At 36.5% G+C, this 20,133-nt stretch carries 28 protein-coding genes and 2 pseudogenes; 17 read left to right on the top strand and 13 right to left on the bottom strand.

Annotation, left to right across the window (positions count from 1 at the left end; all coding sequences use genetic code 11):
• Window positions 1-25 precede the first annotated feature (25 nt).
• Window positions 26-1,033, bottom strand: coding sequence for a rod-share determining protein MreBH (gene mreBH / locus J2S17_RS09785; protein ID WP_307474290.1), 1,008 nt, complete (start codon window positions 1,031-1,033; stop codon window positions 26-28).
• Window positions 1,034-1,306: 273 nt separating this feature from the next.
• On the opposite strand from mreBH, the gene miaA reads away from it, so the two are divergent.
• The 3 genes from miaA (at window position 1,307) to spoVK (ending at window position 3,755) form a co-directional block, all read left to right on the top strand.
• Window positions 1,307-2,269 carry a tRNA (adenosine(37)-N6)-dimethylallyltransferase MiaA gene (gene miaA, locus J2S17_RS09780; RefSeq protein WP_307474288.1) on the top strand — a complete coding sequence of 321 codons (963 nt, stop codon included), beginning with the start codon at window positions 1,307-1,309 and terminating at the stop codon, window positions 2,267-2,269.
• Window positions 2,270-2,298: 29 nt separating this feature from the next.
• Window positions 2,299-2,532, top strand: coding sequence for an RNA chaperone Hfq (gene hfq / locus J2S17_RS09775; protein ID WP_307474286.1), 234 nt, complete (start codon window positions 2,299-2,301; stop codon window positions 2,530-2,532).
• A 272-nt stretch (window positions 2,533-2,804) separates the two neighbouring features.
• Complete coding sequence (gene spoVK, locus J2S17_RS09770; RefSeq protein WP_307474284.1) at window positions 2,805-3,755, top strand: stage V sporulation protein K; 951 nt, start codon at window positions 2,805-2,807, stop codon at window positions 3,753-3,755.
• A gap of 106 nt (window positions 3,756-3,861) precedes the next feature.
• On the opposite strand, the gene J2S17_RS09765 is transcribed toward spoVK, so the two are convergent.
• Window positions 3,862-4,467 carry a trimeric intracellular cation channel family protein gene (locus J2S17_RS09765; protein ID WP_307474661.1) on the bottom strand — a complete coding sequence of 202 codons (606 nt, stop codon included), beginning with the start codon at window positions 4,465-4,467 and terminating at the stop codon, window positions 3,862-3,864.
• 236 nt (window positions 4,468-4,703) lie between these two features.
• Between J2S17_RS09765 and hflX the strand changes: the two genes are divergently transcribed.
• From hflX to glnA, 4 genes are all read left to right on the top strand, one after another.
• Window positions 4,704-5,960, top strand: a complete 1,257-nt coding sequence (gene hflX, locus J2S17_RS09760) for a GTPase HflX (protein ID WP_307474282.1) — start codon at window positions 4,704-4,706, stop codon at window positions 5,958-5,960.
• 19 nt (window positions 5,961-5,979) lie between these two features.
• On the top strand, window positions 5,980-7,251 hold the full coding sequence (locus tag J2S17_RS09755; RefSeq protein WP_307474280.1) for a methionine gamma-lyase family protein: 1,272 nt from the start codon (window positions 5,980-5,982) through the stop codon (window positions 7,249-7,251).
• Window positions 7,252-7,419: 168 nt separating this feature from the next.
• Window positions 7,420-7,830 (top strand): MerR family transcriptional regulator, encoded by a 411-nt coding sequence (locus J2S17_RS09750; RefSeq protein ID WP_307474278.1) that lies wholly within the window; start codon window positions 7,420-7,422, stop codon window positions 7,828-7,830.
• A 38-nt stretch (window positions 7,831-7,868) separates the two neighbouring features.
• Complete coding sequence (gene glnA, locus J2S17_RS09745; RefSeq protein ID WP_307474276.1) at window positions 7,869-9,203, top strand: type I glutamate--ammonia ligase; 1,335 nt, start codon at window positions 7,869-7,871, stop codon at window positions 9,201-9,203.
• A 115-nt stretch (window positions 9,204-9,318) separates the two neighbouring features.
• Here glnA and J2S17_RS29085 read toward each other — a convergent pair.
• Window positions 9,319-10,253 (bottom strand): annotated as a pseudogene (locus J2S17_RS29085) (tyrosine-type recombinase/integrase).
• A 240-nt stretch (window positions 10,254-10,493) separates the two neighbouring features.
• Between J2S17_RS29085 and J2S17_RS09735 the strand changes: the two are divergent.
• Window positions 10,494-10,945, top strand: a pseudogene (locus J2S17_RS09735) (hypothetical protein).
• Window positions 10,945-11,082, top strand: coding sequence for a hypothetical protein (locus tag J2S17_RS09730; protein WP_307472025.1), 138 nt, complete (start codon window positions 10,945-10,947; stop codon window positions 11,080-11,082). Before J2S17_RS09735 ends, J2S17_RS09730 begins: the two are co-directional and overlap by 1 nt.
• 124 nt (window positions 11,083-11,206) lie before the next feature.
• On the opposite strand, the gene J2S17_RS09725 is transcribed toward J2S17_RS09730, so the two are convergent.
• The gene (locus J2S17_RS09725; RefSeq protein WP_307474274.1) at window positions 11,207-11,344 is read right to left on the bottom strand and encodes a hypothetical protein; all 138 of its coding nucleotides are present in this window, start codon (window positions 11,342-11,344) and stop codon (window positions 11,207-11,209) included.
• A 139-nt stretch (window positions 11,345-11,483) separates the two neighbouring features.
• Window positions 11,484-11,705, bottom strand: coding sequence for a hypothetical protein (locus J2S17_RS09720; protein ID WP_307474272.1), 222 nt, complete (start codon window positions 11,703-11,705; stop codon window positions 11,484-11,486).
• Window positions 11,706-11,833: 128 nt separating this feature from the next.
• Between J2S17_RS09720 and J2S17_RS09715 the strand changes: the two genes are divergently transcribed.
• Window positions 11,834-12,124, top strand: a complete 291-nt coding sequence (locus J2S17_RS09715; RefSeq protein ID WP_307474270.1) for a hypothetical protein — start codon at window positions 11,834-11,836, stop codon at window positions 12,122-12,124.
• Window positions 12,125-12,162: 38 nt separating this feature from the next.
• Complete coding sequence (locus J2S17_RS09710) at window positions 12,163-12,444, top strand: hypothetical protein (RefSeq protein ID WP_307474268.1); 282 nt, start codon at window positions 12,163-12,165, stop codon at window positions 12,442-12,444.
• A gap of 198 nt (window positions 12,445-12,642) precedes the next feature.
• Here the strand turns inward: J2S17_RS09710 and J2S17_RS09705 are convergent, their stop codons facing one another.
• The gene (locus J2S17_RS09705) at window positions 12,643-12,759 is read right to left on the bottom strand and encodes a YjcZ family sporulation protein (RefSeq protein WP_307474266.1); all 117 of its coding nucleotides are present in this window, start codon (window positions 12,757-12,759) and stop codon (window positions 12,643-12,645) included.
• A 370-nt stretch (window positions 12,760-13,129) separates the two neighbouring features.
• On the opposite strand from J2S17_RS09705, the gene J2S17_RS09700 reads away from it, so the two are divergent.
• The 3 genes from J2S17_RS09700 to J2S17_RS09690 all read left to right on the top strand — a co-directional run bounded on the left by J2S17_RS09700 (window position 13,130) and on the right by J2S17_RS09690 (window position 14,080).
• Window positions 13,130-13,480, top strand: coding sequence for a hypothetical protein (locus J2S17_RS09700; protein ID WP_307474264.1), 351 nt, complete (start codon window positions 13,130-13,132; stop codon window positions 13,478-13,480).
• A 120-nt stretch (window positions 13,481-13,600) separates the two neighbouring features.
• Window positions 13,601-13,735, top strand: coding sequence for a hypothetical protein (locus tag J2S17_RS09695; protein ID WP_307474262.1), 135 nt, complete (start codon window positions 13,601-13,603; stop codon window positions 13,733-13,735).
• 15 nt (window positions 13,736-13,750) lie between these two features.
• On the top strand, window positions 13,751-14,080 hold the full coding sequence (locus J2S17_RS09690) for a hypothetical protein (RefSeq protein WP_307474260.1): 330 nt from the start codon (window positions 13,751-13,753) through the stop codon (window positions 14,078-14,080).
• A 61-nt stretch (window positions 14,081-14,141) separates the two neighbouring features.
• On the opposite strand, the gene J2S17_RS09685 is transcribed toward J2S17_RS09690, so the two are convergent.
• Window positions 14,142-14,546: a hypothetical protein gene (locus J2S17_RS09685; protein ID WP_307474259.1), complete on the bottom strand. Its 405-nt coding sequence runs from the start codon at window positions 14,544-14,546 to the stop codon at window positions 14,142-14,144.
• 155 nt (window positions 14,547-14,701) lie between these two features.
• Here J2S17_RS09685 and J2S17_RS09680 point away from each other — a divergent pair, with 155 nt between their 5' ends.
• Window positions 14,702-14,926 carry a hypothetical protein gene (locus J2S17_RS09680; RefSeq protein WP_307474257.1) on the top strand — a complete coding sequence of 75 codons (225 nt, stop codon included), beginning with the start codon at window positions 14,702-14,704 and terminating at the stop codon, window positions 14,924-14,926.
• A gap of 760 nt (window positions 14,927-15,686) precedes the next feature.
• On the opposite strand, the gene J2S17_RS09675 is transcribed toward J2S17_RS09680, so the two are convergent.
• The 3 genes from J2S17_RS09675 to J2S17_RS09665 all read right to left on the bottom strand — a co-directional run bounded on the left by J2S17_RS09675 (window position 15,687) and on the right by J2S17_RS09665 (window position 17,797).
• A complete protein-coding gene (locus J2S17_RS09675) occupies window positions 15,687-16,199 on the bottom strand; it encodes a DUF3231 family protein (RefSeq protein ID WP_307474659.1) in 513 nt (170 codons plus the stop codon).
• 158 nt (window positions 16,200-16,357) lie between these two features.
• Window positions 16,358-16,840 (bottom strand): hypothetical protein, encoded by a 483-nt coding sequence (locus tag J2S17_RS09670; RefSeq protein ID WP_307474255.1) that lies wholly within the window; start codon window positions 16,838-16,840, stop codon window positions 16,358-16,360.
• 786 nt (window positions 16,841-17,626) lie between these two features.
• Window positions 17,627-17,797 (bottom strand): aspartyl-phosphate phosphatase Spo0E family protein, encoded by a 171-nt coding sequence (locus tag J2S17_RS09665; protein WP_307474253.1) that lies wholly within the window; start codon window positions 17,795-17,797, stop codon window positions 17,627-17,629.
• 315 nt (window positions 17,798-18,112) lie between these two features.
• Here J2S17_RS09665 and J2S17_RS09660 point away from each other — a divergent pair, with 315 nt between their 5' ends.
• Window positions 18,113-18,277 carry an ArpU family phage packaging/lysis transcriptional regulator gene (locus J2S17_RS09660; RefSeq protein ID WP_307474251.1) on the top strand — a complete coding sequence of 55 codons (165 nt, stop codon included), beginning with the start codon at window positions 18,113-18,115 and terminating at the stop codon, window positions 18,275-18,277.
• Window positions 18,278-18,404: 127 nt separating this feature from the next.
• Complete coding sequence (locus J2S17_RS09655) at window positions 18,405-18,572, top strand: hypothetical protein (RefSeq protein WP_307474250.1); 168 nt, start codon at window positions 18,405-18,407, stop codon at window positions 18,570-18,572.
• Window positions 18,573-19,078: 506 nt separating this feature from the next.
• Here the strand turns inward: J2S17_RS09655 and J2S17_RS09650 are convergent.
• The 3 genes from J2S17_RS09650 to J2S17_RS09640 form a co-directional block, all read right to left on the bottom strand.
• Window positions 19,079-19,492, bottom strand: coding sequence for a DUF4183 domain-containing protein (locus J2S17_RS09650; protein ID WP_307474247.1), 414 nt, complete (start codon window positions 19,490-19,492; stop codon window positions 19,079-19,081).
• Between the two features lie 143 nt (window positions 19,493-19,635).
• Window positions 19,636-19,872: a DUF4183 domain-containing protein gene (locus tag J2S17_RS09645; RefSeq protein ID WP_307474245.1), complete on the bottom strand. Its 237-nt coding sequence runs from the start codon at window positions 19,870-19,872 to the stop codon at window positions 19,636-19,638.
• A partial coding sequence (locus J2S17_RS09640) for a hypothetical protein (protein WP_307474243.1) occupies window positions 19,872-20,133 on the bottom strand: 262 nt, incomplete at its 5' end. The genes J2S17_RS09645 and J2S17_RS09640, both read right to left, overlap by 1 nt.

The raw sequence follows: 20,133 nt of genomic DNA, 5'->3' as shown, positions 1-20,133 counted from the left end.
GGTTGACAGCTCTTTTTAATTTTTCTTATCTAGTTGCAGTTTGTAATTTATCCATATATTGAAGCGCTTTGCCAGTTCCGATTGCAACAGATTCTAAAGGGCTAGGTGCCAGGTGCACAGGCACATCAATTTGTTGACTGATCCACTCTTGCATACCATTTAACAATGAACCACCGCCAGTTAGAATCACTCCGCGGTCGACGATATCACCGCTTAACTCAGCCGGGCTATCTTCCAATGTTGCACGGATCGCTTCAAGAATGTGCAGGAGTGCTTCCCTCATTGCATCCCTTATTTCATAGGATGAAAGACTAATGGTCTTTGGCAGGCCTGTTACTAAATCGCGACCGCGAATTTCTATTGTTAGTTTCTCGTGGTCAATTAAGGCGTGTCCAATTTCCATTTTAACATTTTCAGCGGTTCTTTCACCAATGAGGACATTAAATTCTTTTCTAACATATTGGATAATATCATCATCTAGACGGTCTCCGCCGATTCTGACAGAATGGCAAGCGACAACCCCGCCGAATGAAATAATGGCCACTTCTGTGGAACCTCCGCCTATATCGACTACTACGTTTGCTATAGGCTCATCAACAGGCATGCCAGCGCCAATAGCAGCTGCAACCGGTTCTTCTATCAGATGAACCTTTTTCGCACCAGCATTACGTACTGCATCATGGATGGCGCGTCTTTCCACACTTGTAGAGCCTGAAGGTGTGCAGACGACAACACTTGGTTTACGAATAGAGAAACCAACTGCTTTTGAAGCTTTTTTCATAATATGACGAAGCATTTCTGTAGTCGTATCAAAGTCGGCAATCACTCCGTCTTTTAATGGGCGAATAGCAACAATTCGTCCAGGTGTTTTCCCTATCATTTCTTTCGCTTCTTTACCTACAGCTAGAACCTTCTTCGTTTCTGTATCAATTGCAACCACAGATGGTTCATTCAAAGCAATGCCCTTCGTTTTACTATAAACCAATATATTAGCTGTTCCTAAGTCAATTCCAATTTCAGCGTTTCCAATCATCGCTAATCACCTAATTTCCTAATTTCATTACTCTATAATCTTCATATAAGTTAACATGAATCTGAGGGTACAAGCTAAATGTTAAGGAATCGTTAAAGAAATGTAATGTTACATGAAAATATGAGCAAAATTGGTAATAATATCAGTTTACTTTGTGAGAATATTGACAATAATGATTGGATGTTCCACTGTTAAAAATGCTTTTACTGAATGGCTTATGGTACGATAGAAAAGAAATAATGATTTTGTGATAAAGGCAGTGTGAACAAACTTATGAACGTGAAACAAAAGTTAGTAGTGATTATTGGACCTACAGCAGTTGGAAAAACAGCTCTCAGCATTGAGCTTGCCAAGAGGTTCAACGGCGAGATTATTAGTGGCGATTCTATGCAAATATATAAAACAATGGATGTTGGTACCGCAAAAATAACAGAAGATGAAATGGATGGGATCCCTCACTATTTAATAGACATTAAAGAGCCCGATGAATCTTTTTCGGCAGCAGAATTTCAGAGGATTGTCAGGGAAAAAATCAATGAAATTTCTTCAAGAGGCAAATTGCCAATGATCGTTGGGGGAACTGGCCTATATATTCAGTCTGTCTTATACGATTATCAATTTTCTGAAGCGCCATCTGATGAAGCGTTTAGAAAAAGTCTTGAGGAAAAAGCAGTTTCGCTTGGAAATGAAGCTGTTCATGAAGAATTAATGAAGATCGACCCTGAGAGCGGCGCAAAAATCCATCCTAATAATATCCGCAGAGTAATAAGAGCTTTAGAAATCTATCATTGTACAGGGAAAACAATGACGGATTACCAGCAAAGGCAAACACCAGAGCCATTATATGATGAAGTGCTTATTGGCTTGACAATGGATCGTGACCTATTATACGATCGCATAAATACAAGAGTAAATCACATGATGAATGACGGTCTTCTTCCAGAGGTGAGACGGTTGTATGATGCTGGGTTAAGGGATTGTCAATCCATCCAAGCAATCGGGTACAAAGAATTGTACGATTATTTAGATGGGCAGGCATCTTTGGAAGATGCAGTTGAACTGTTAAAGCAGAACTCGCGAAGATACGCCAAGCGGCAGTTAACCTGGTTCCGAAATAAAATGAATGTCTCTTGGTTCGATCTGACATTTGCGGGAAGTAACGCTGAATTTCAAAAAAAATTCAATGAAATTTCCCATGAGATTGAAGGAAAGCTGAAAATTAAATCGAATACATAATATTAGAGATAAAAGAGGAGGATCTATCAATGAAAACGTCAATCAATATCCAGGACCAGTTTTTAAATCAACTTCGTAAGGATAATGCAAATGTGACAGTTTTTTTATTAAATGGATTTCAAATTAGGGGTCAAGTAAAGGGTTTTGACAATTTCACTGTATTATTTGAGTCTGAAGGCAAGCAGCAGCTGGTTTATAAGCATGCAATTTCAACCTTCTCTCCACAGCGGAATGTTCAGCTGGATATGGAAGGTCAAAAATAAATAATAACAGGATGCCCGCACCTTATGCGGGCTTTTCCTATTTTTGTGCAAATTTCTTTAATGAATTGCCTGATGCATGAATACATATAGATAGAGATTATTGCTTCTTATTCGTATATTAATCGATGATTTTGTTGTCAATGACTGATGATGTCTTCTATTTTAAAAAAAGCAATAGTGGTTAAAAAATACTTCGCAGCAATGAACTAGGCTTTTGTCACAATAAGGACCTAAAAACGTATACTGTTCTTGAGAATGTGAGGTGAAAGCTATTGGATCAGCCGATTCGTTTGAAAAATAACGGACAGATTAGTATTGTCCTTAACTCGCAGAATCGAAAAACATTAACAAAGGAGCTTCCGGACGCCCAAATGGTTCCTAAAACCTTACAGCCTGAGCATCTTGCTCTAAAGGAGATTGAAGAAGAATTATCTTCTTTAGTTGGTATGGAAGAAATGAAAAAAATGATTAAAGAAATTTATGCCTGGATTTATATCAACAAAAAGCGGGAAGAAGCAGGTTTGAAGGTGGGGAAACAGGCCCTTCACATGATGTTTAAAGGTAATCCAGGTACTGGTAAAACAACGGTTGCACGATTAATCGGCAAGCTCTTCCAGAAAATGAATGTCCTATCCAAAGGTCATTTAATAGAGGCTGAGCGAGCAGATTTAGTTGGTGAATATATTGGCCATACCGCCCAAAAAACCAGGGATTTAATAAAAAAAGCACTTGGCGGGATCTTGTTTATTGATGAGGCCTACTCTCTTGGTAGGGGTGGGGAGAAGGATTTTGGCAAAGAAGCCATTGATACATTAGTAAAGCACATGGAGGATAAGCAGCATGATTTTATCCTCATATTAGCCGGTTATTCGCGGGAAATGGATTACTTCCTTACATTGAATCCAGGCCTGCACTCTCGATTCCCTTTAGTCATTGATTTCCCGGACTATTCAGTTGACCAGCTGATGGATATTGGAAATCGCATGTTATCAGAAAAAGAATACACATTAAGCAGGGAAGCAACGAAAAAAATAAAAGATCATCTTCTTTGGGTTAAAACGGCATTAAATCCAACCAGCTTTTCTAACGGACGCTATATCAGAAATGTTATTGAGAAATCAATTAGAACGCAGGCGATGAGGCTGCTCATGCAGGAGCATTACGATCGTCATGAATTAATGACCATTAGAAGCAATGATCTTATATTTGAAGAAGATGGATAAAGACGAAAAAAGATAATTAATCCCGATTGGGATAATTATCTTTTTTTAAATTCACTAGATTTTTACATAAGCTTTTTATCGATAGTACAATTTAATGGGATGATGGTTATCTCATTTTCAGACCCTTAGTAGGGAGTCTCCACTTATAAGTATAAGAAAGAACCCGAAATGCAGTGATAATAACAAATAAAAGTATAAGTTCCCATGCTGAGCTTAACAAGTCTAATCCGATAACTAATCCGCAAATGATTGCCCAGACAGCGTAAATTTCGGAACGAAGAACCAACGGTTTCCGCTGAGCAAGAAGATCTCTTACAATCCCGCCACCGCTTCCTGTCAGGACAGCAGCAACAATGACTGCACTTAAAGGATGATTCATCCCTGTTGCATAAAGCGCACCCTGTATGGCGAAAGCAGATAAGCCAATCGCGTCAGTGAAATTTCCCCATCGATCCCAGTGTTTTAATAATCTATTTGGAAAAATCATTATGGCAGTGATAGAAAGCAGGGCAATTTGAAAGAAAAGACCTTGTTCCCATAGGGCTGAAATCGGAACACCAATAAGCAGGTTTCTAATTGCTCCACCACCAAATGCCGTAACAATCCCTAATATATAAATGCCTAAAATATCATATTCCTCTTCCATCGCCACAATTGCACCACTGATGGCAAAAGCAATTGTGCCGATCATGCTTAAAATATCCCAAGTAATCAATGCTGTTCTCCACTTCATTTAGTATAAATCCTTAATTGTTTAGCGCATTACAAACAATATGATTTTAACATGGAAAAGAAGAAATACAATACCCTGGAATAATAAAATATCCTTTTTTGCTCTTTTTGTAGTTTCTTGTTTCGTTCTTGTACAAATCAATAATGTTTTAAGATTAGAGTTGTTTGTTTTTTTTTGGTATGATGAAAGGAATAATAACGGAAAGAAGGATGTTAATGGAACAAAAGCCAAAGGCAGAAAAGGTGATCCTCGTTGGTTGTCAAACAGCAGAAGAGGATTTGCATTTTACATATTCAATGGAGGAACTGGCCTCTCTCACCAGCTCTGCAAATGGAGAAGTGCTCACGTCTGTTTCTCAAAAGAGAGAGAGAGCCCACCCTTCCACTTATATTGGTAAAGGGAAAGTTGAAGAAATTGCTGCACTTCAGGAAGAACTTGAGGCTGACTTAATTGTATTTAATGATGAACTTTCACCGAGTCAGGTGAGAAACTTATCAGGACAAATAGATGCCAGAATTATTGACCGCACCCAGCTGATTCTTGATATTTTTGCACAGCGCGCCCGCTCTAGAGAAGGGAAACTGCAGGTAGAACTAGCACAGCTGCAGTATTTACTCCCGCGTTTATTGGGACAGGGTACACAACTTTCAAGGTTAGGAGGAGGAATTGGAACACGCGGTCCTGGTGAAACAAAATTAGAGTCAGACCGACGTCATATCCGCCGCCGCTTGGATGATATTAAAAAGCAGCTGTCTGTGATTGTGCAGCATCGAGATCGTTATCGCGAGCGCAGAAAGAAAAATAAGGCATTTCAAATCGCTCTTGTGGGTTATACAAATGCGGGGAAATCCACGTTGTTTAACCGGCTGACTGAAGCAGATTCTTTTGAAGAAAATCAATTGTTTGCCACCCTGGATCCAATGACAAGAAAAGTGGTATTGCCTAGCGGTTATACAACATTGCTTACAGACACGGTTGGTTTTATTCAAGATCTACCAACAACGCTGATTGCAGCCTTTCGTTCCACGTTGGAAGAGGTGCGGGAAGCCGATTTATTATTACATATGGTTGATATGTCAAACCCTGATTATTATCAACATGAGGAAACCGTTCATAAATTAATCAAAGATATGGAAAATGAACAAATTCCTCAAATCATTGTTTATAATAAAAAGGAAATGAAACATTTCGATTTTGTCCCTACAAGCGGTATGGACACTGTTCAAATAAGTGCGCTGGATTCAGGCGACCGAACAAAATTAAAACAAAAGATCGAAGAGGTCATTATCGGTTTAATGGAGCCTTATTATGTTGGCGTTCCTGCTACAGAAGGTAAGTTGCTTTCACAACTTAAAAACGAGACCATTCTACGTGAACTGAACTTCGATGAAGAAACACAGCTTTACCACTGTCGAGGATTTACATTAGAGGATCATCAAATCGCTGGGAAGCTGCAAAAATACTCTATATAGAAAGAAAAGGTGCAACACCATGTTTCAGCAGTTAGCATTTAGGGAAAAGCTTCAACCAATCGTAAATGAAGTAGAGAAAAGAATAGCCAGTGTTCTACAAGAAATAGACCTGCGTATTGATGATAATCAATATCGTGTACTGTCTAGCTACCAAAACCATAGAGTTAGTGACTCGCACTTTATACCGACAACAGGATATGGGTACGATGACAATGGTCGCGATACATTGGAAAAAATATATGCAGAGGTGTTTGGTGGGGAAGAAGGCTTGGTTCGCCCGCAAATCATTTCAGGAACACATGCAATATCAATCGCTTTATTCGGAGTGCTTCGTCCTGGAGATGAGCTTTTATATATTACGGGCAAACCATACGATACTCTTGAAGAAATTGTTGGCATAAGAGGCAAAGGGACAGGATCTTTAAAGGATTTTGGTATTTCATATAACAGCGTGGATTTATTATGGGGTACATCAGTTGATTTTGAAAAGGTTAAAAAGATGATCAAACCTAATACAAAAATGATCGGTATCCAGCGTTCAAAAGGCTATGCCACGAGGCCTTCTTTTACCATTGCCCAAATAGAAGAAATGATCAGCTTTATAAAAGAGATTAAACCGGACGTTGTTGTATTTGTTGATAATTGCTATGGAGAATTTGTAGAGGCAATGGAGCCTTGTCATGTTGGAGCGGATTTAATGGCAGGATCCTTAATTAAGAATCCGGGTGGGGGCATCGCGAAAACAGGCGGTTATATAGTTGGGAAAAAAGAACTTGTTGAAGCTTGCTCATACCGTATGACATCACCGGGCGTTGGTGCAGAAGCAGGTGCTTCATTATATAGTCTGCAGGAGATGTATCAAGGCTTTTTCCTTGCGCCGCATGTTGTGGGCCAAGCTTTAAAGGGAGCGGTATTTACTGCAGCGATGCTTGAACAATTCGGAATGAACTCCTATCCGAAATGGTCGGACAAGCGCACTGATTTAATTCAATCCGTTCAATTTGAAGATGAGGAAAAAATGGTCGCCTTTTGCCAGGCGATACAGTTTGCTTCGCCGATCAATTCCCATGTAACTCCATATGCAAGCTATATGCCTGGATATGAAAATGATGTGATAATGGCAGCAGGCACATTTATCCAAGGAGCAAGTATAGAGCTTACCGCGGATGGACCGATTAGACCGCCTTATGTTGCCTACGTTCAAGGTGGACTTACCTATTCCCATGTGAAAATTGCTATATGTATTGCTCTAAATCGCTTATTAGAAAAGAAGTTAGTAACGATACAGTAATAATTAGTAATGGTGGCTGAGCAATCGGCTGCCACTTTTCTTAGATAGGAAAATAGATTTATAATTCGAAAAATTTTTATGTTATAAAATATAACATTTGGTTGACAGATAATCTAACATTACATATAATAAAAATATAGATAACAATAGTTAAAGGAGGAGAGACAGGTGACTGGAAGTGAGATCCGCCGCTCCATGCCGCTCTTTCCAATTGGAATCGTCATGCAGCTTACCGAGCTAACCGCTCGTCAAATACGCTATTATGAAGAACATCAATTGATTACTCCGGCTAGAACAGATACGAACCGAAGACTATATTCCTTAAATGATATCGATAAATTATTAGAAATTAAGGATTTAATCGATCAAGGGGTCAATATGGCCGGTATTAAACAGCTATTCACAGTTAAAGAACAACAAGCACTAGATGAAAATGAACTACAGAAGCAAGATGAAAAGGTGAGGCGAGACTTGTCCGACGACGATTTAAGAAAATTGCTGCGCAAGGAATTTATGCAAGCAGGCCGGTTTACTAGATCTTCGATGCGACAAGGAGATATGTCCCGCTTTTTCCATTAAAAAATATATATTTTTGGATTTTAAAGGAGGAAAACCAGGTGGCAAAATTCACAAAAGATGATATTAGAAAAATTGCAGAAGAGCAAAATGTAAAATTTATTAGATTGCAGTTTACTGACATTTTAGGAACGATTAAAAATGTTGAAATCCCAATTAGCCAGCTTGAAAAAGCTTTGGATAATAAAATGATGTTTGACGGATCTTCAATTGAAGGTTTTGTCCGTATTGAAGAATCTGATATGTATTTATATCCTGATTTAAATACATGGGTAGTATTCCCGTGGACTGCAGAAAAAGGCAAAGTCGCTCGTCTAATCTGCGACATCTATTCTCCAGATGGAACACCATTTGATGGAGATCCACGTAATAACTTAAGAAGGATTTTAAAAGAAATGAAAGACTTAGGATTCACTGATTTCAACTTAGGACCTGAGCCAGAATTCTTCTTATTTAAACTTGATCTACAAGGAAATCCTACATTAGAACTTAATGACAATGGCGGATACTTTGACCTTGCGCCAACAGACCTAGGAGAAAATTGCCGTCGTGATATCGTTCTTGAGCTTGAAGAGATGGGCTTTGAAATTGAAGCTTCTCACCATGAAGTCGCTCCTGGACAACACGAAATCGACTTTAAATATGCGGATGCGTTAACTGCTTGTGACCAAATCCAAACATTTAAATTAGTAGTAAAAACAATTGCTCGTAAGCACGGCTTACACGCCACATTCATGCCAAAACCATTATTTGGTGTAAATGGATCAGGTATGCACTGTAACGTTTCACTATTTAACAATGGTGTGAATGCATTCTTTGATAAGAAAGGCGATTTAGAGTTAAGTGAAACTGCACGCAATTTCATCGCAGGGATTATCAAGCATGCACCAAGCTTTACAGCTGTAACAAACCCTACTGTTAACTCATTCAAACGCTTAGTGCCTGGTTATGAAGCGCCTTGCTATGTAGCATGGTCTGCTAGAAACCGTTCACCATTAATCCGTATTCCTGCATCTCGCGGAATCAGCACTCGCGTTGAAGTACGTAGCGTTGATCCAGCTGCAAATCCTTATCTTGCAATGGCAGTACTACTAAGCGCTGGATTAGACGGTGTGAAAAACAACTTAACACCTCCAACACCAGTTGACCGCAACATCTATGTAATGAGCAAGGAAGAGCGTGAAGCTGAAGGAATCGTTGATCTTCCAGCAACACTTACTTCTGCATTAGAATTGCTTAAGAAAGATGAAGTCATGGTAGCAGCACTTGGAGAGCATATCTTCGAACACTTTATCGAAGCTAAAGAAATCGAGTGGGATATGTTCCGCACACAAGTTCACCCATGGGAGCGCGAGCAATACTTGACAATGTATTAATGATTGGAACCCTTGACACTACTGGTGTTGAGGGTTTTTATTATCAGGCATTTTAAAGTATAACAAGGGTATTTTAAAAACTGCCCGATTTTTGCCCGATTTTAATTCAAAAAAATTATTCGAGTACATTTTTCATATGCTCCTCGAATTTGTTCATTCTATCCTGTTCAATTTTTTTACTAATATGAGAATATACATCTGAAGTAATTTGAATACTGCCATGCCCTCAACGTTCTTGTACATATTTTAAATCGGTACCAGCTTCTTAATGAATGAATTGGGAGAGAAGGAAGCTCGCATTTCTTTAATATTCTAGTGAATGAATTAAATAAGCTTGATTTAGGCATAAAGTTTCCATCATTGCGGCAAAGAACAAGATTAAGTTCAAAATGATAATTTTCGTTTAAGGCTGTTTTATTTTGATTTTGAAATTTCTTGTGGAACTGTAGATCATTAGCTAAAGATTGCCTTTTTATAATTGTGCGTTTTGAGTTGTATGTTTTAACATCACCAAATATTATTTTTGTGTTCTTTGCTGAAGCTTCTTTGAAATCTAATGATTTGTTTATATTTATTGTTTTTTCTTCTTTAAATTTAATTTGTTGTTCTTTTTGTTTGCCTTTAATTTCTACACCCTCACAAGGGTTCTTTTGAACTTTTCCTATTGGTTTAGCTTTCTCATAAGTTATTCATTGTTCCGTGTATAATCTCCACTGTGCGCCTGCTATATCCCTTCTCAGTAAGTTGAATGATAAATTTTTGATACATCACTGGCTTAACATCTTTTAAAAGGACATTTTTAAAATAAGGAATGATATGATTATTAACATTTCGTTCATGTAATTCAAAAGTGGTTTTAGCAACAGTGCCTTTTTTATATTCATCCAGCCAAGTCACTAGATAGGTTTTCAAGGATTTATTCGTCATTTCATTACCTTCTCGAAGTATCCTTCCCATTTCTTCAGCTGCCAGCTTTGCCTCGGGCTTGCTAGTGAAACCCTTCTTTGATTTTTCCCTAGTTTTTCTTGTGATTGGATCCTGATAATAAATCCGTTATTCCCAAAAGTCTTTATTAGAACCCTTCTTTTTGTATTTATGGAATGTTGCCATAAAATTAATTCTCCCTTTAAGAATGTATGTTCTAATTGAAGATAAAAAAATTAAGACCCGTATTTTCTTAAAAATGCTTGGTACTAATGGACATCATTGACCTATTTCAAAGTATATCAATTCTTTGCCTTTGGACAGTTTACTTAATTGATAAATTTCAAAATAAAAGGAGCAATTGACATGACAACTATTAAACTAACTGTTCTATTCAAGAAGATGCAGAAGGATGACAAAAAGGAAGTCCTCATGTTCCATGTGCTTAGTGATGAGCTGCCGTATGCTGATGAGTTACTAAAGATGCCAGGTTCGATTGCGCTATTGAATGTGGATGAAAGCAAAGTTGGAGATATCGGTGCTGAATTTGTTTCCATACAAAGAGATAACAAGAAGACGGTCCTTAAGTTCAATATAAAACGTGATGTAGAAGGCAAGGTAATTAATTTTATCCATTTGCTGGCTCTCATGTTTCTTTGGGCTTGCAGCCGTCACAAATGACTATAGATGAGTTTTATGAAGAGCATGAAGGAATCGAGTATAGTGTGGATGCTGATGAAACAGTAGAGGTACCTGAGGGGCAATTATCGCTTGATGAAAATGAAGAGGATGAGACTAAGCTACAGAGGGTTAAGTAATGGCAAAGAATAAAAGGCAGCGTAAATGGATGCTTCTCTTTCGAAAGGAAGAGGGGCAAGCTGTTTACTTATATGAACGTTTGCAAAAACATGATTTGAAACGGCGGTTAAAAGATGGTTGGAGAATATGGTATTAATCAACTTATTTTGTATTATGTTTCATAAAAAAAGAACCAAGAACTGGTTCTGATTTATTAAGCATACAATCATTTTCCCGGGTGTAGAACATTCGTTGCACCAAATGTATTATAGAGCGAAAACTTAATAAGGCCGGCAAGGGAGTGGATGTTCTGATCCGCCGCAGTCAGATAATGGTTTTATTTCTTTTCCAAATGCAGGAGATGAAAATGAGAATACTAATCCCAGAGACAATGTAATTTTTAATAGTTTCTTTTTCATAGTTTCACCGCCTTTCAATTCAACAAACTAATTATAGCAAATATTTAAATAAAATAAAGTTATATAATTCGAATAATTCAGATATAAAATAACTTTAGTTAACAAAAGAATTAAAGTGAGTATTAAAATAAGACCACTTTTAAATGGTCTCAACGATTGAAATTAATTTAATCAGATTTTTTTCTAATATTTCTAGATATTTTTCGAAATTGTCATTGAATCTAAACAGCTCGTTATTTATACCACCATCATAGTTGCTTGATTCTCTTATGGCTCCAGCGAGATTGTTAAATGAAAATAAAATAGCAATGATAAGAATTATTAGAACGATCATTAAGCCACGAAATTGATTTTGATTCAATTGATTCCCTCCTAAATAAATTTAGTGAATTATACCATAATGTAAAGGGAGTATTTATTGAAAAACTAATTATTGTGGTAAGGAAACAAAAGAGTAAAAATGATAACTAAAAATTTGGAGGGATTTATATGAGTGAAAAAGTAGAAAGAGTATTGGTACAGGGGACAGTTAGATTTGAAGTGAATTGTAACTACTTGAAAGGATTAGTGACTCCTGATATCGCAAACAACCCTCACCGTTTAAAGGAATGGTTAGAGAATAAAGCGTTCAAAATGATTGATATTTCAGATGTTGACGTAGAAATTGATTACGATAGAGAAGTTCTAATCTCTGAAGAAATAGCTAAAAAGCATTCAGGGGAAATTATTAATAATGACGATTGGAAAAAAATATCAGATGAAGATAAGCAAAAACTGTGATTAACAAAGTAAACAGATAATTAATTAAGGAGGTTACTATGAAAACATTTGATGGTGCAACAGATGCATTAAGAGAAGTAAAAAGGCTGGCTGCTGAAATGGATATACACGACAAAATTTACTTAGCTTTCAATGAGTATTACGAAAGATTCTTTGTCAGTGATGATAATGACGAATTATCAGAAACAATACACCAGCGCTGGCGTGATAGTGGATGTAAAAGCAAGCCAGAGGATGAAGCAAGTGAATACGAAGTTTGGGAATACTCAATAGCTGAAAATAAAGAGAAGTATCCAAACACATATAGAAGTGCTAATTAATTCGCTCAGCGTTTCCATTGATCCGTAGAAATAAAGAAGTTGCATGTGAGTATGATGTTTCTTTTGTGATTGGTTATTAAACAAAGTAAGTATTATGTTACCCATGAAAAGGAAGCACCTGACAGTTGGAGTGCTTCCTAAACATAAAAACAGATGCTTTTAAAGGTTAGTGAAATTCAAGTTAATTCGGGGACAGCGTTAATATCCTCTTCCGCCCATAAATGATGCTCCAATAATAATAAGCAGAATAAATAAAACAATAATAAGCGCAAAACCACCGCGATGTTCAAATTCTCTTTCAACACACTCTGACATAAATTTCACCACCTTCATAAAGTTAATACATTGTATGGAGGTAGTATTATTTTGGAAATGGACAAGGGTCTAATTTAGAAGAAGAATGAATGTATTGCCTAAATAAATAAAAAAGAGCCCTTTTAGGCTGTAATCTGATGAAGGGAAACAGTTTGTCAGTTTAATACCAATTCGGGAAGGTGCGTGAGGCACTTGAGAAATCCTCAACTAGTATTAAACAATACTAACAATACTAGACAAGTGGAGAGCTGTTTACATTGAGAGGTGTACGTACGGTTCGGAGGAGAGCGTTTGAAAACCTACCGTAGTGATACAATAAGGCGCTGGGCGCTTATCCTACAAGGAACAAGTAGAGGGTGAGGTGATTATTATGAATCCCAATATAAAAGAACTTGATTTATTAGTTGATTGGGCTGTAAATCGGATGGATTGCATTAGAAATTATCTGAATAAAGGTTGGCTGCAGCTTGATGCTTATTCTTTATTTACAAGAGAAATGAAGGATATATATTACAACAATCAACGCTGCTTATGGGGAAACTATATACAAGTGCTTTTCAATCATTATTTAGATAAGAAAACACATTTCTGTATAGAATCCAAGTTTAAGGGAGAGAGAATAATTAGATACGAGAAGTTTTCTAAAGCAGTTTGGGATTATTTGAAAAACAAATCCGATTCGGAGCAGCATCAAGAATATGAACAACTTGCATTGTTGTAATAAACAGTTTGATAGCTCAGTTAACTTGAGGTTAGGGTCATAGAGAACCTGAGTGAAAGGATTATAGATTAGTAAATTAGGAGGAATGAAGATGAGTGATATCGGTATGGAAAAAGTGTATTGTTTGCAAGTTGGATCGAGGAATTGGGACATGAAAAGGCAGTTTTACTAAGCTGCAATTATTCGGTTAGAAAAGTTGTGGAAATGTCTCATGAGGAAGCTGTTTCAGAAGTTGAAGCTTTAGGATTTGATTGATTAGGAGGAATGAAGATGCCATGTCCAGTATGCAATCAATGCGGTTGCGAAGATGGTCTTTGTGAAGATTATTTAGTTGAATGTGTCGCTTGTGATAAGAAAATAGATCTTGAAACTAACGATTATGAAGTTGGTGAATCATTAGGAGAGTATTGGTGTAAGACATGTGCAGGTAAGAAGGAATGTAACTACTGCGGTGAATACGTAGATAAGGTTAGATCTTCACCGTTCATGGGAGATCGGGTAGTAATATGTAAACATTGTTGGGGTATTACCAAAGAAGAGTACGCTGCCTCTCAAGGAGAGCATATTCCTGACATTGAAGATTATCCGCATTTTAAATAAACAAAAGGTAGGAAGTGTTAATCAGTAAAAAAAGCAACTCTTTTCAGAGTTGCCGTGTACATTAACCTTTGGAGGCTGATATAAGTCGTTGTTTCTCAGCGTCAAAAACTGCAGTGGTCATATGTTTACCGTCCTTTGAAACAGTAACAAAAACGTATACCTGCCTTTGGGGATGGTATCCATCACCACTAATTCTTGAGGAACCATGTTTATCTGCTTTCTCAAACACTTTGTTTATATCTTTAAAAAATACCTTTTCGCGTATATTTAATTCTGCATTCTGGTATTCCTTGTAAAGATTTTTGTCGAGTGAATCATAAAATACGTCAACATCCATAAAGTTTTTCTCAGAGTTATCGGGATACTTATTCCAAGGTTTAGCATCAGTATTCTGTTCAGCAAAGGAATGAGAAACACCCAAAGTGAGGAATATAAGTAAAAAAGCCATAAAAAATACCTTTTTCATTTTGTAGATAGCTCCTTTTTTCACCAATAGTATTCCATTAAATTGAAATTAGATTCATGTGAGAAGAAAAATGTTAGAAAACACAAGATAGAATGTATTTCATAAAAAAGAAAAGCCCATGCGGTGGCTTTTCTTCAGGAAGTTGAAATGGGTAAATGAATGTAATCCATCCAGCATATGTACAAGTAAATATATTTGATTGGGCTAGTACAATAGTGTTTTTTATAAATGAGAAAAGAGCCCATTCAGGCTCTAAACTCTTGGCGAAAGTAATCACTCTTAAAACGTTAGGGGTTGGTGTTGGTGCAAGCTTTTTTAAAAGCAAACTCACGGAGAATTATCATCTTGCCCAACAATGTTATTATATTTCCAAAAAATAAATGTATGCATAAAGCTCAAAAGTAAATTATTGAGCGATGGGTAAAAAAATCGATCCAAAGTTTCGTTTAAAAGTAAGATTTATTTCCCCCATAATTTTTTGGAATCAATTGGTACGATTTCTAGTCCATCTATTCGCTTGTGAATAATAGGATTTTTGAAGGGCGTATAGTCAAAATCCTTAATTGTTTTATTAGAGTTACGAGCGAGTACATCAACACCTAGAACACTTCGAATTTTTTTCGGTAAGACATTTAATTCGACCCCTTGATTTTTTAAGATTATTACCTGTCTTTATTAACAAAAAAATTCAAGAAAAATATCAAAATTTAAATCATTTACGAAGGAGGAATTAGGATGGGAAATATCGGAGTTAGCAAGGAAACGTTATTTAAAAAAGGATTGAAGAAATAGCTACAACAAGGCAGTTTTATTGCCCTGTTGCTACTCAGTGAAAACGGTTGTTGAAATGAGTGAAGAAGACACAGAAGCAGAAGTTGAAGCTATAGGTTAATGAATAAGCAGCGAGTTAATTAAGGAGGGTGTCAGATGAAGTTCAAAGGGTTTTCTATTAATGGGGAGGATATTTCCATTCATATAGATAAACATATCTTTAAAATTTGAGAGTGTAGAAGTGATGGAAAAAATTGCAGAAGATATTATGTTATCTGCAAAAGAAAATAAAAGAAGGTTAATGAAACAAAATGATATGGGGTGTAAATTAGAGATTAAAAAAAGCACCTCAAACGAGGCGCCTAATGATTATGATTCTGTTCCTTTGCTAATGTGCAGTGGAGGGGGAATTAACCATCCCTTTTCCTTATTAAGTTTTAACATTTTTGCACCAAACTGAGCTTTATTCATATGGAACTGACCATACATCATTGCTACATCTTCTCTAATTGATTGTCCCATAGCTTGACTACAGGCAACCAAGGCTGCAGCAGTATCCATAGATATAGCAGCACTAATCTCTGGATCAGTGGATCTTGCTCCAACAGGAATGTCCTCTAAATTTGCATTAGGACGAGCAGGTGGTGAAGGAGGAAGTCCAACACCGTTACTTTTCAATAGTTCTTCTAATTGTTGGTTTTCAGCTTGTAGACCTTTGATAGCTTCTTCAATTAGCTTTTTTAGGTCTTCATCGCCTGCGTGATTAATCAATGTTTGATAACCAGAAATTGTTCCGTTGTTTGCAGAAAGGTTGGTGAATAAACCATATACTTCACCATAATGTAAAGGTTCATCTTTTGGGTTACCACTTAAAATGCCCATTATTGCACTCCCTATCTTATTAAGTTTCATGATTTTCTCCTTATGTAAGGAAATTGGCCACGATAGATAGTTTGTGTTTGCAGTATGAAAAGTATTCATGGGTTTTAAAAAATAAGCAACAAAAGGTAGGAGGAGTTTTGCTATATCGACCCCTTGAATCACCTACGTCTAATCAGCTTTAAAATGTAAGGTAATATAAAGCCATATACAAAAAGGTGAAACAATGGAGTTGTGAATTTGATCCAATCTTTCGTTTTCATATATCCGGAAAATTCCATTCCTAGTTCTATGATAAAGGAAAGGAATGTGAATATAATTACTAATTTCCACCTGTTTTTCATATCTAGAAAACACAAAAACAAACATGCTAGTGATGTCGGTATAAATGTGTATGAAATAATGTCTCCGATACCTGGCTTGTCAGGAGAACCTAAGTCAATTAAATCGAAAATCCTTAAAATAAACGCATCAGAAATCCATGTTGCAAAACCAACTATACAAAAAATTATAAAGAGTTCTACCCAACTAATTCTTTTTTTAGGGATGAGTAAAAGGGTTACAAAAAGAATAATGCTTACAATAATCGGAAACCATAATCCTTTTGCTCCAAGATCTAGATTACTAAGGGCGGTAGAAAGCATTATATCTCCTCCAAATATTACTAAGACTTAGTATGAACTTTGAAATTAAGAAAAATTCATAAATTCTAGGTTCTATAAGTGAAAGTTGATAATTTGAGGAAACACAAGATAGAGGGAGTAGAGCAGTGAAATTGAAAGCAGGCACTATAAATTAATGCCTGCTGACGTGGGGATATTTATAGATGCCTTTTATTTTTTTCATATTTAGAAAATTGGTTCGTGCTCAAATAAAGGGAATTGTATAACAGACGGTAAAGAGAAATTAGCAAAAAATTATTAACTGAATATAATAACCCTAAAAATATTGGGGTGATGAAGTTGAAAACTTGGGAGATGATTAAACATTCTGTACAAGGTGACATTTGGTACTCAGAAACGTTAGGCTACTCGATTATTCAAACATCTAAAGGATTTGTTCCTTTACATTTAAAATATACGATTAAAACCTCAAATAACTTTTTAAGAGCCAGTGATTGGATAAAGGTTGATAAAGATATACGTAGTCAGTATTAACGTTTGAGGAATGTTCAGTAAAGTTTTGTAAGTATGGAGATGCGGCTGCCCAAAATAATAATAACAAATTTTAGAGCGTGGAAAAATTGGACAAGGTTAGAGGAGACACAAAATAAATAGTAAAGAGCCCTTGCAGGCTCTAAATTGGGTGGTGTTGGGCAAGAAAGAATAGAAGCAAACTTACGGAGAATTCCAATTACCCAACAATAAATATTATATCTTCGTAAATTAAAAACATCCATGAAGCTTTTTTTACAAGTTAAAAGATTAAGTTCATTTCTTATTCATGCTTTGATAACTATAAATAAGTTTATCTAATTTCTGACTGCATTTTAATGTGTTTAAACTATTTATTCCTGTACTTTGAGATACATTTATCAGCTCATGTCTAAGCTCATTTATTTGTTCTATTAGTTTAATGATATTACAATCAATATTTTTCATAAAAATTTCCTTTTTAATATAATATTTCGATTTGTGAATGAAACCCACAAACACCATTATGCAAAAGAATATTTGAACTGTACAGGTGTTCGACAAAACATCCTATAATATTACACTTTTTTAAGGAAGCTTAGGACAGAAGGAGTTGTTGTAATGAAGTTAGCCAGCTGCAGTATATGTTTTGCCGTTGTTCCTCCAAAACAAACAGTAATTGTTGAACATAGAAGAGTATGTAATAAATGCAGAAAATAAAAAAAGACAGGATTTCTCCCGTCCATTACCAATACCTATATTAACACAGGAGGGATCCTTACGGTGGGAAAACAATTATCACTTTTGCTTCCAGAGATTGATCGTGAAGCAACTCAAACAAATGTGGAAAGAGAAATAGCAAGGTATCGTCTATATTGTTTCAGCGTACCTGAAGAGATGCTTCCTAAAGTGACCGCAACATATTCGCTTGTTCCCCCTTCAAATTAAAGAATCTTATATAGACTACTGATTGGTTTTTCATCTTCACATTGGATGGATATTACAGCATTAGTTTTATCAATCATAGCGTTAGGATTGGCAATCTACAATCTTTATCTAAGGTGGAGAATACGTAGTGAGAAATGAGTTAAATTTCAAAAGTGTGGAAGACATGAAAAAGTTTATTGAATCAGAACTATTAACAACAAGAGAAGTTGCTGACCTTTTAGGCTGTTCAAGGCAAATTATCAAGCAGAAATGGGAATGTGGCGGTACCGCTTCTATAAGAAAACAACTAAAGTAGACAGTTTTTCCAGATAAAAAGAAACACTTATTTACCCAAATATATGTGGATCTTAAATTGTGAAATTCTTATAAGCAATATAATTTTACAACTGTGAGGAGCGTACAAAGATGGATAACCTAATTCTTATTTTCCAATTGGGGCATTGATACTTGGGCTATAGGGAACCTTTGTGAGTTAAAACCTCAGAAGAATATAATCTATCTTGGGAAAATTGGTCTGTAGATATATTACCAATCATTCGAAATAGATTTGATATACCATTCTACTAAAAGCACTCTTGCATTAATTGTCAGAAGAGAGCATGTGAGTACAGCTCCAGCCTTCGCAAGGTAAAAAGCGGGTCTATCAATTGCTTAATCTTCGAACTAACAAGGCAGTACGTTTTCCACCGCCAATACAGGGTAGTGTCAAGGCAAGATGACAATTTGTCCATAGTTTCCGTGGTAAATAGATCAAAAAAAATAGCCCTCAAAAAGAGAGCTTATAACTTAGAAATCCGATACTTACGTAATAATTGTGACTTCCGGTGCGGAAATACTAGGCTGAGTAGTCATTGTTGAAGTTGAGTCTGCAAAGCTTGATACCTCCAATAAAATGGGTACCCCTACTGGAATGTTCGTTGCGTCTATTACCAAATCAGCGGTGGTTAATGTAGATACAGAGCTCTGCTGGAGAACACCGTTAACATACATATTATAATAACTATCTGTTGTAATATCTGGTAAAGCAACAACCGGAGCATCCGCGTCATCAACGAAACTTGCTGCAGGGATGGTAGTATCCGTCGCTCCTATCATACCGGCAGTTATTGTTGCAAAGTAACGAGAGACGGATGGATTTACGGTGGTACTAATTGTACCTCCGCTTGCAACTGGAGCAGTGGCTACCACCGTATAAACGGGTTTTATAATTGGCATATTATCACCTCTTTTCTGAACCAAAGAAATCCATAGGTTCTAAAGATAGTATATGATTGAAAATAAAAGGTGTAACGGCAAATCAATTGGATTATAACTAGGATAAAACCTTACGAGTGGTACAGCTTTTGCGAAGAGAATATTTATCCATTCACAATTATAAATTGAAGAGTAATCGGTACACCTAATGGAGGTGATTCATCTAAAGTCAATTCCCCTTCTTCAACTTGGTAAGTAGTTTGAGGTTGGATAACTCCATTAACAAACAAATTAATATACGAAACTGTTATTGGTGATAATATCTGTGTTGTTCCAAATTCTGCGACACCATCACTATTAGTAAATACAGTTTGATGTCCATCTGAAAACGCAAAAAACATTAAATTAATTGTTGGTATTGGACTTGGAATGGATCCCGGTGGTCCTTGTTCACCCTGAGATCCTTGTTCACCCTGAGGTCCTTGTTCACCCTGAGGTCCTTGTTCACCCTGAGGTCCTTGTTCACCCTGAGGTCCTTGTTCACCCTGAGATCCTTGTTCACCCTGAGGTCCTTGTTCACCCTGAGATCCTTGTTCACCCTGAGGTCCTTGTTCACCCTGAGGTCCTTGTTCACCCTGAGGTCCTTGTTCACCCTGAGGTCC

This window comes from Cytobacillus purgationiresistens, assembly GCF_030813235.1.
Taxonomy (GTDB): domain Bacteria; phylum Bacillota; class Bacilli; order Bacillales; family Cytobacillaceae; genus Cytobacillus; species Cytobacillus purgationiresistens.
The sequence above is the reverse complement of the archived record's forward strand: the minus strand, read 5'-3'. Positions and strand labels throughout refer to the sequence as shown.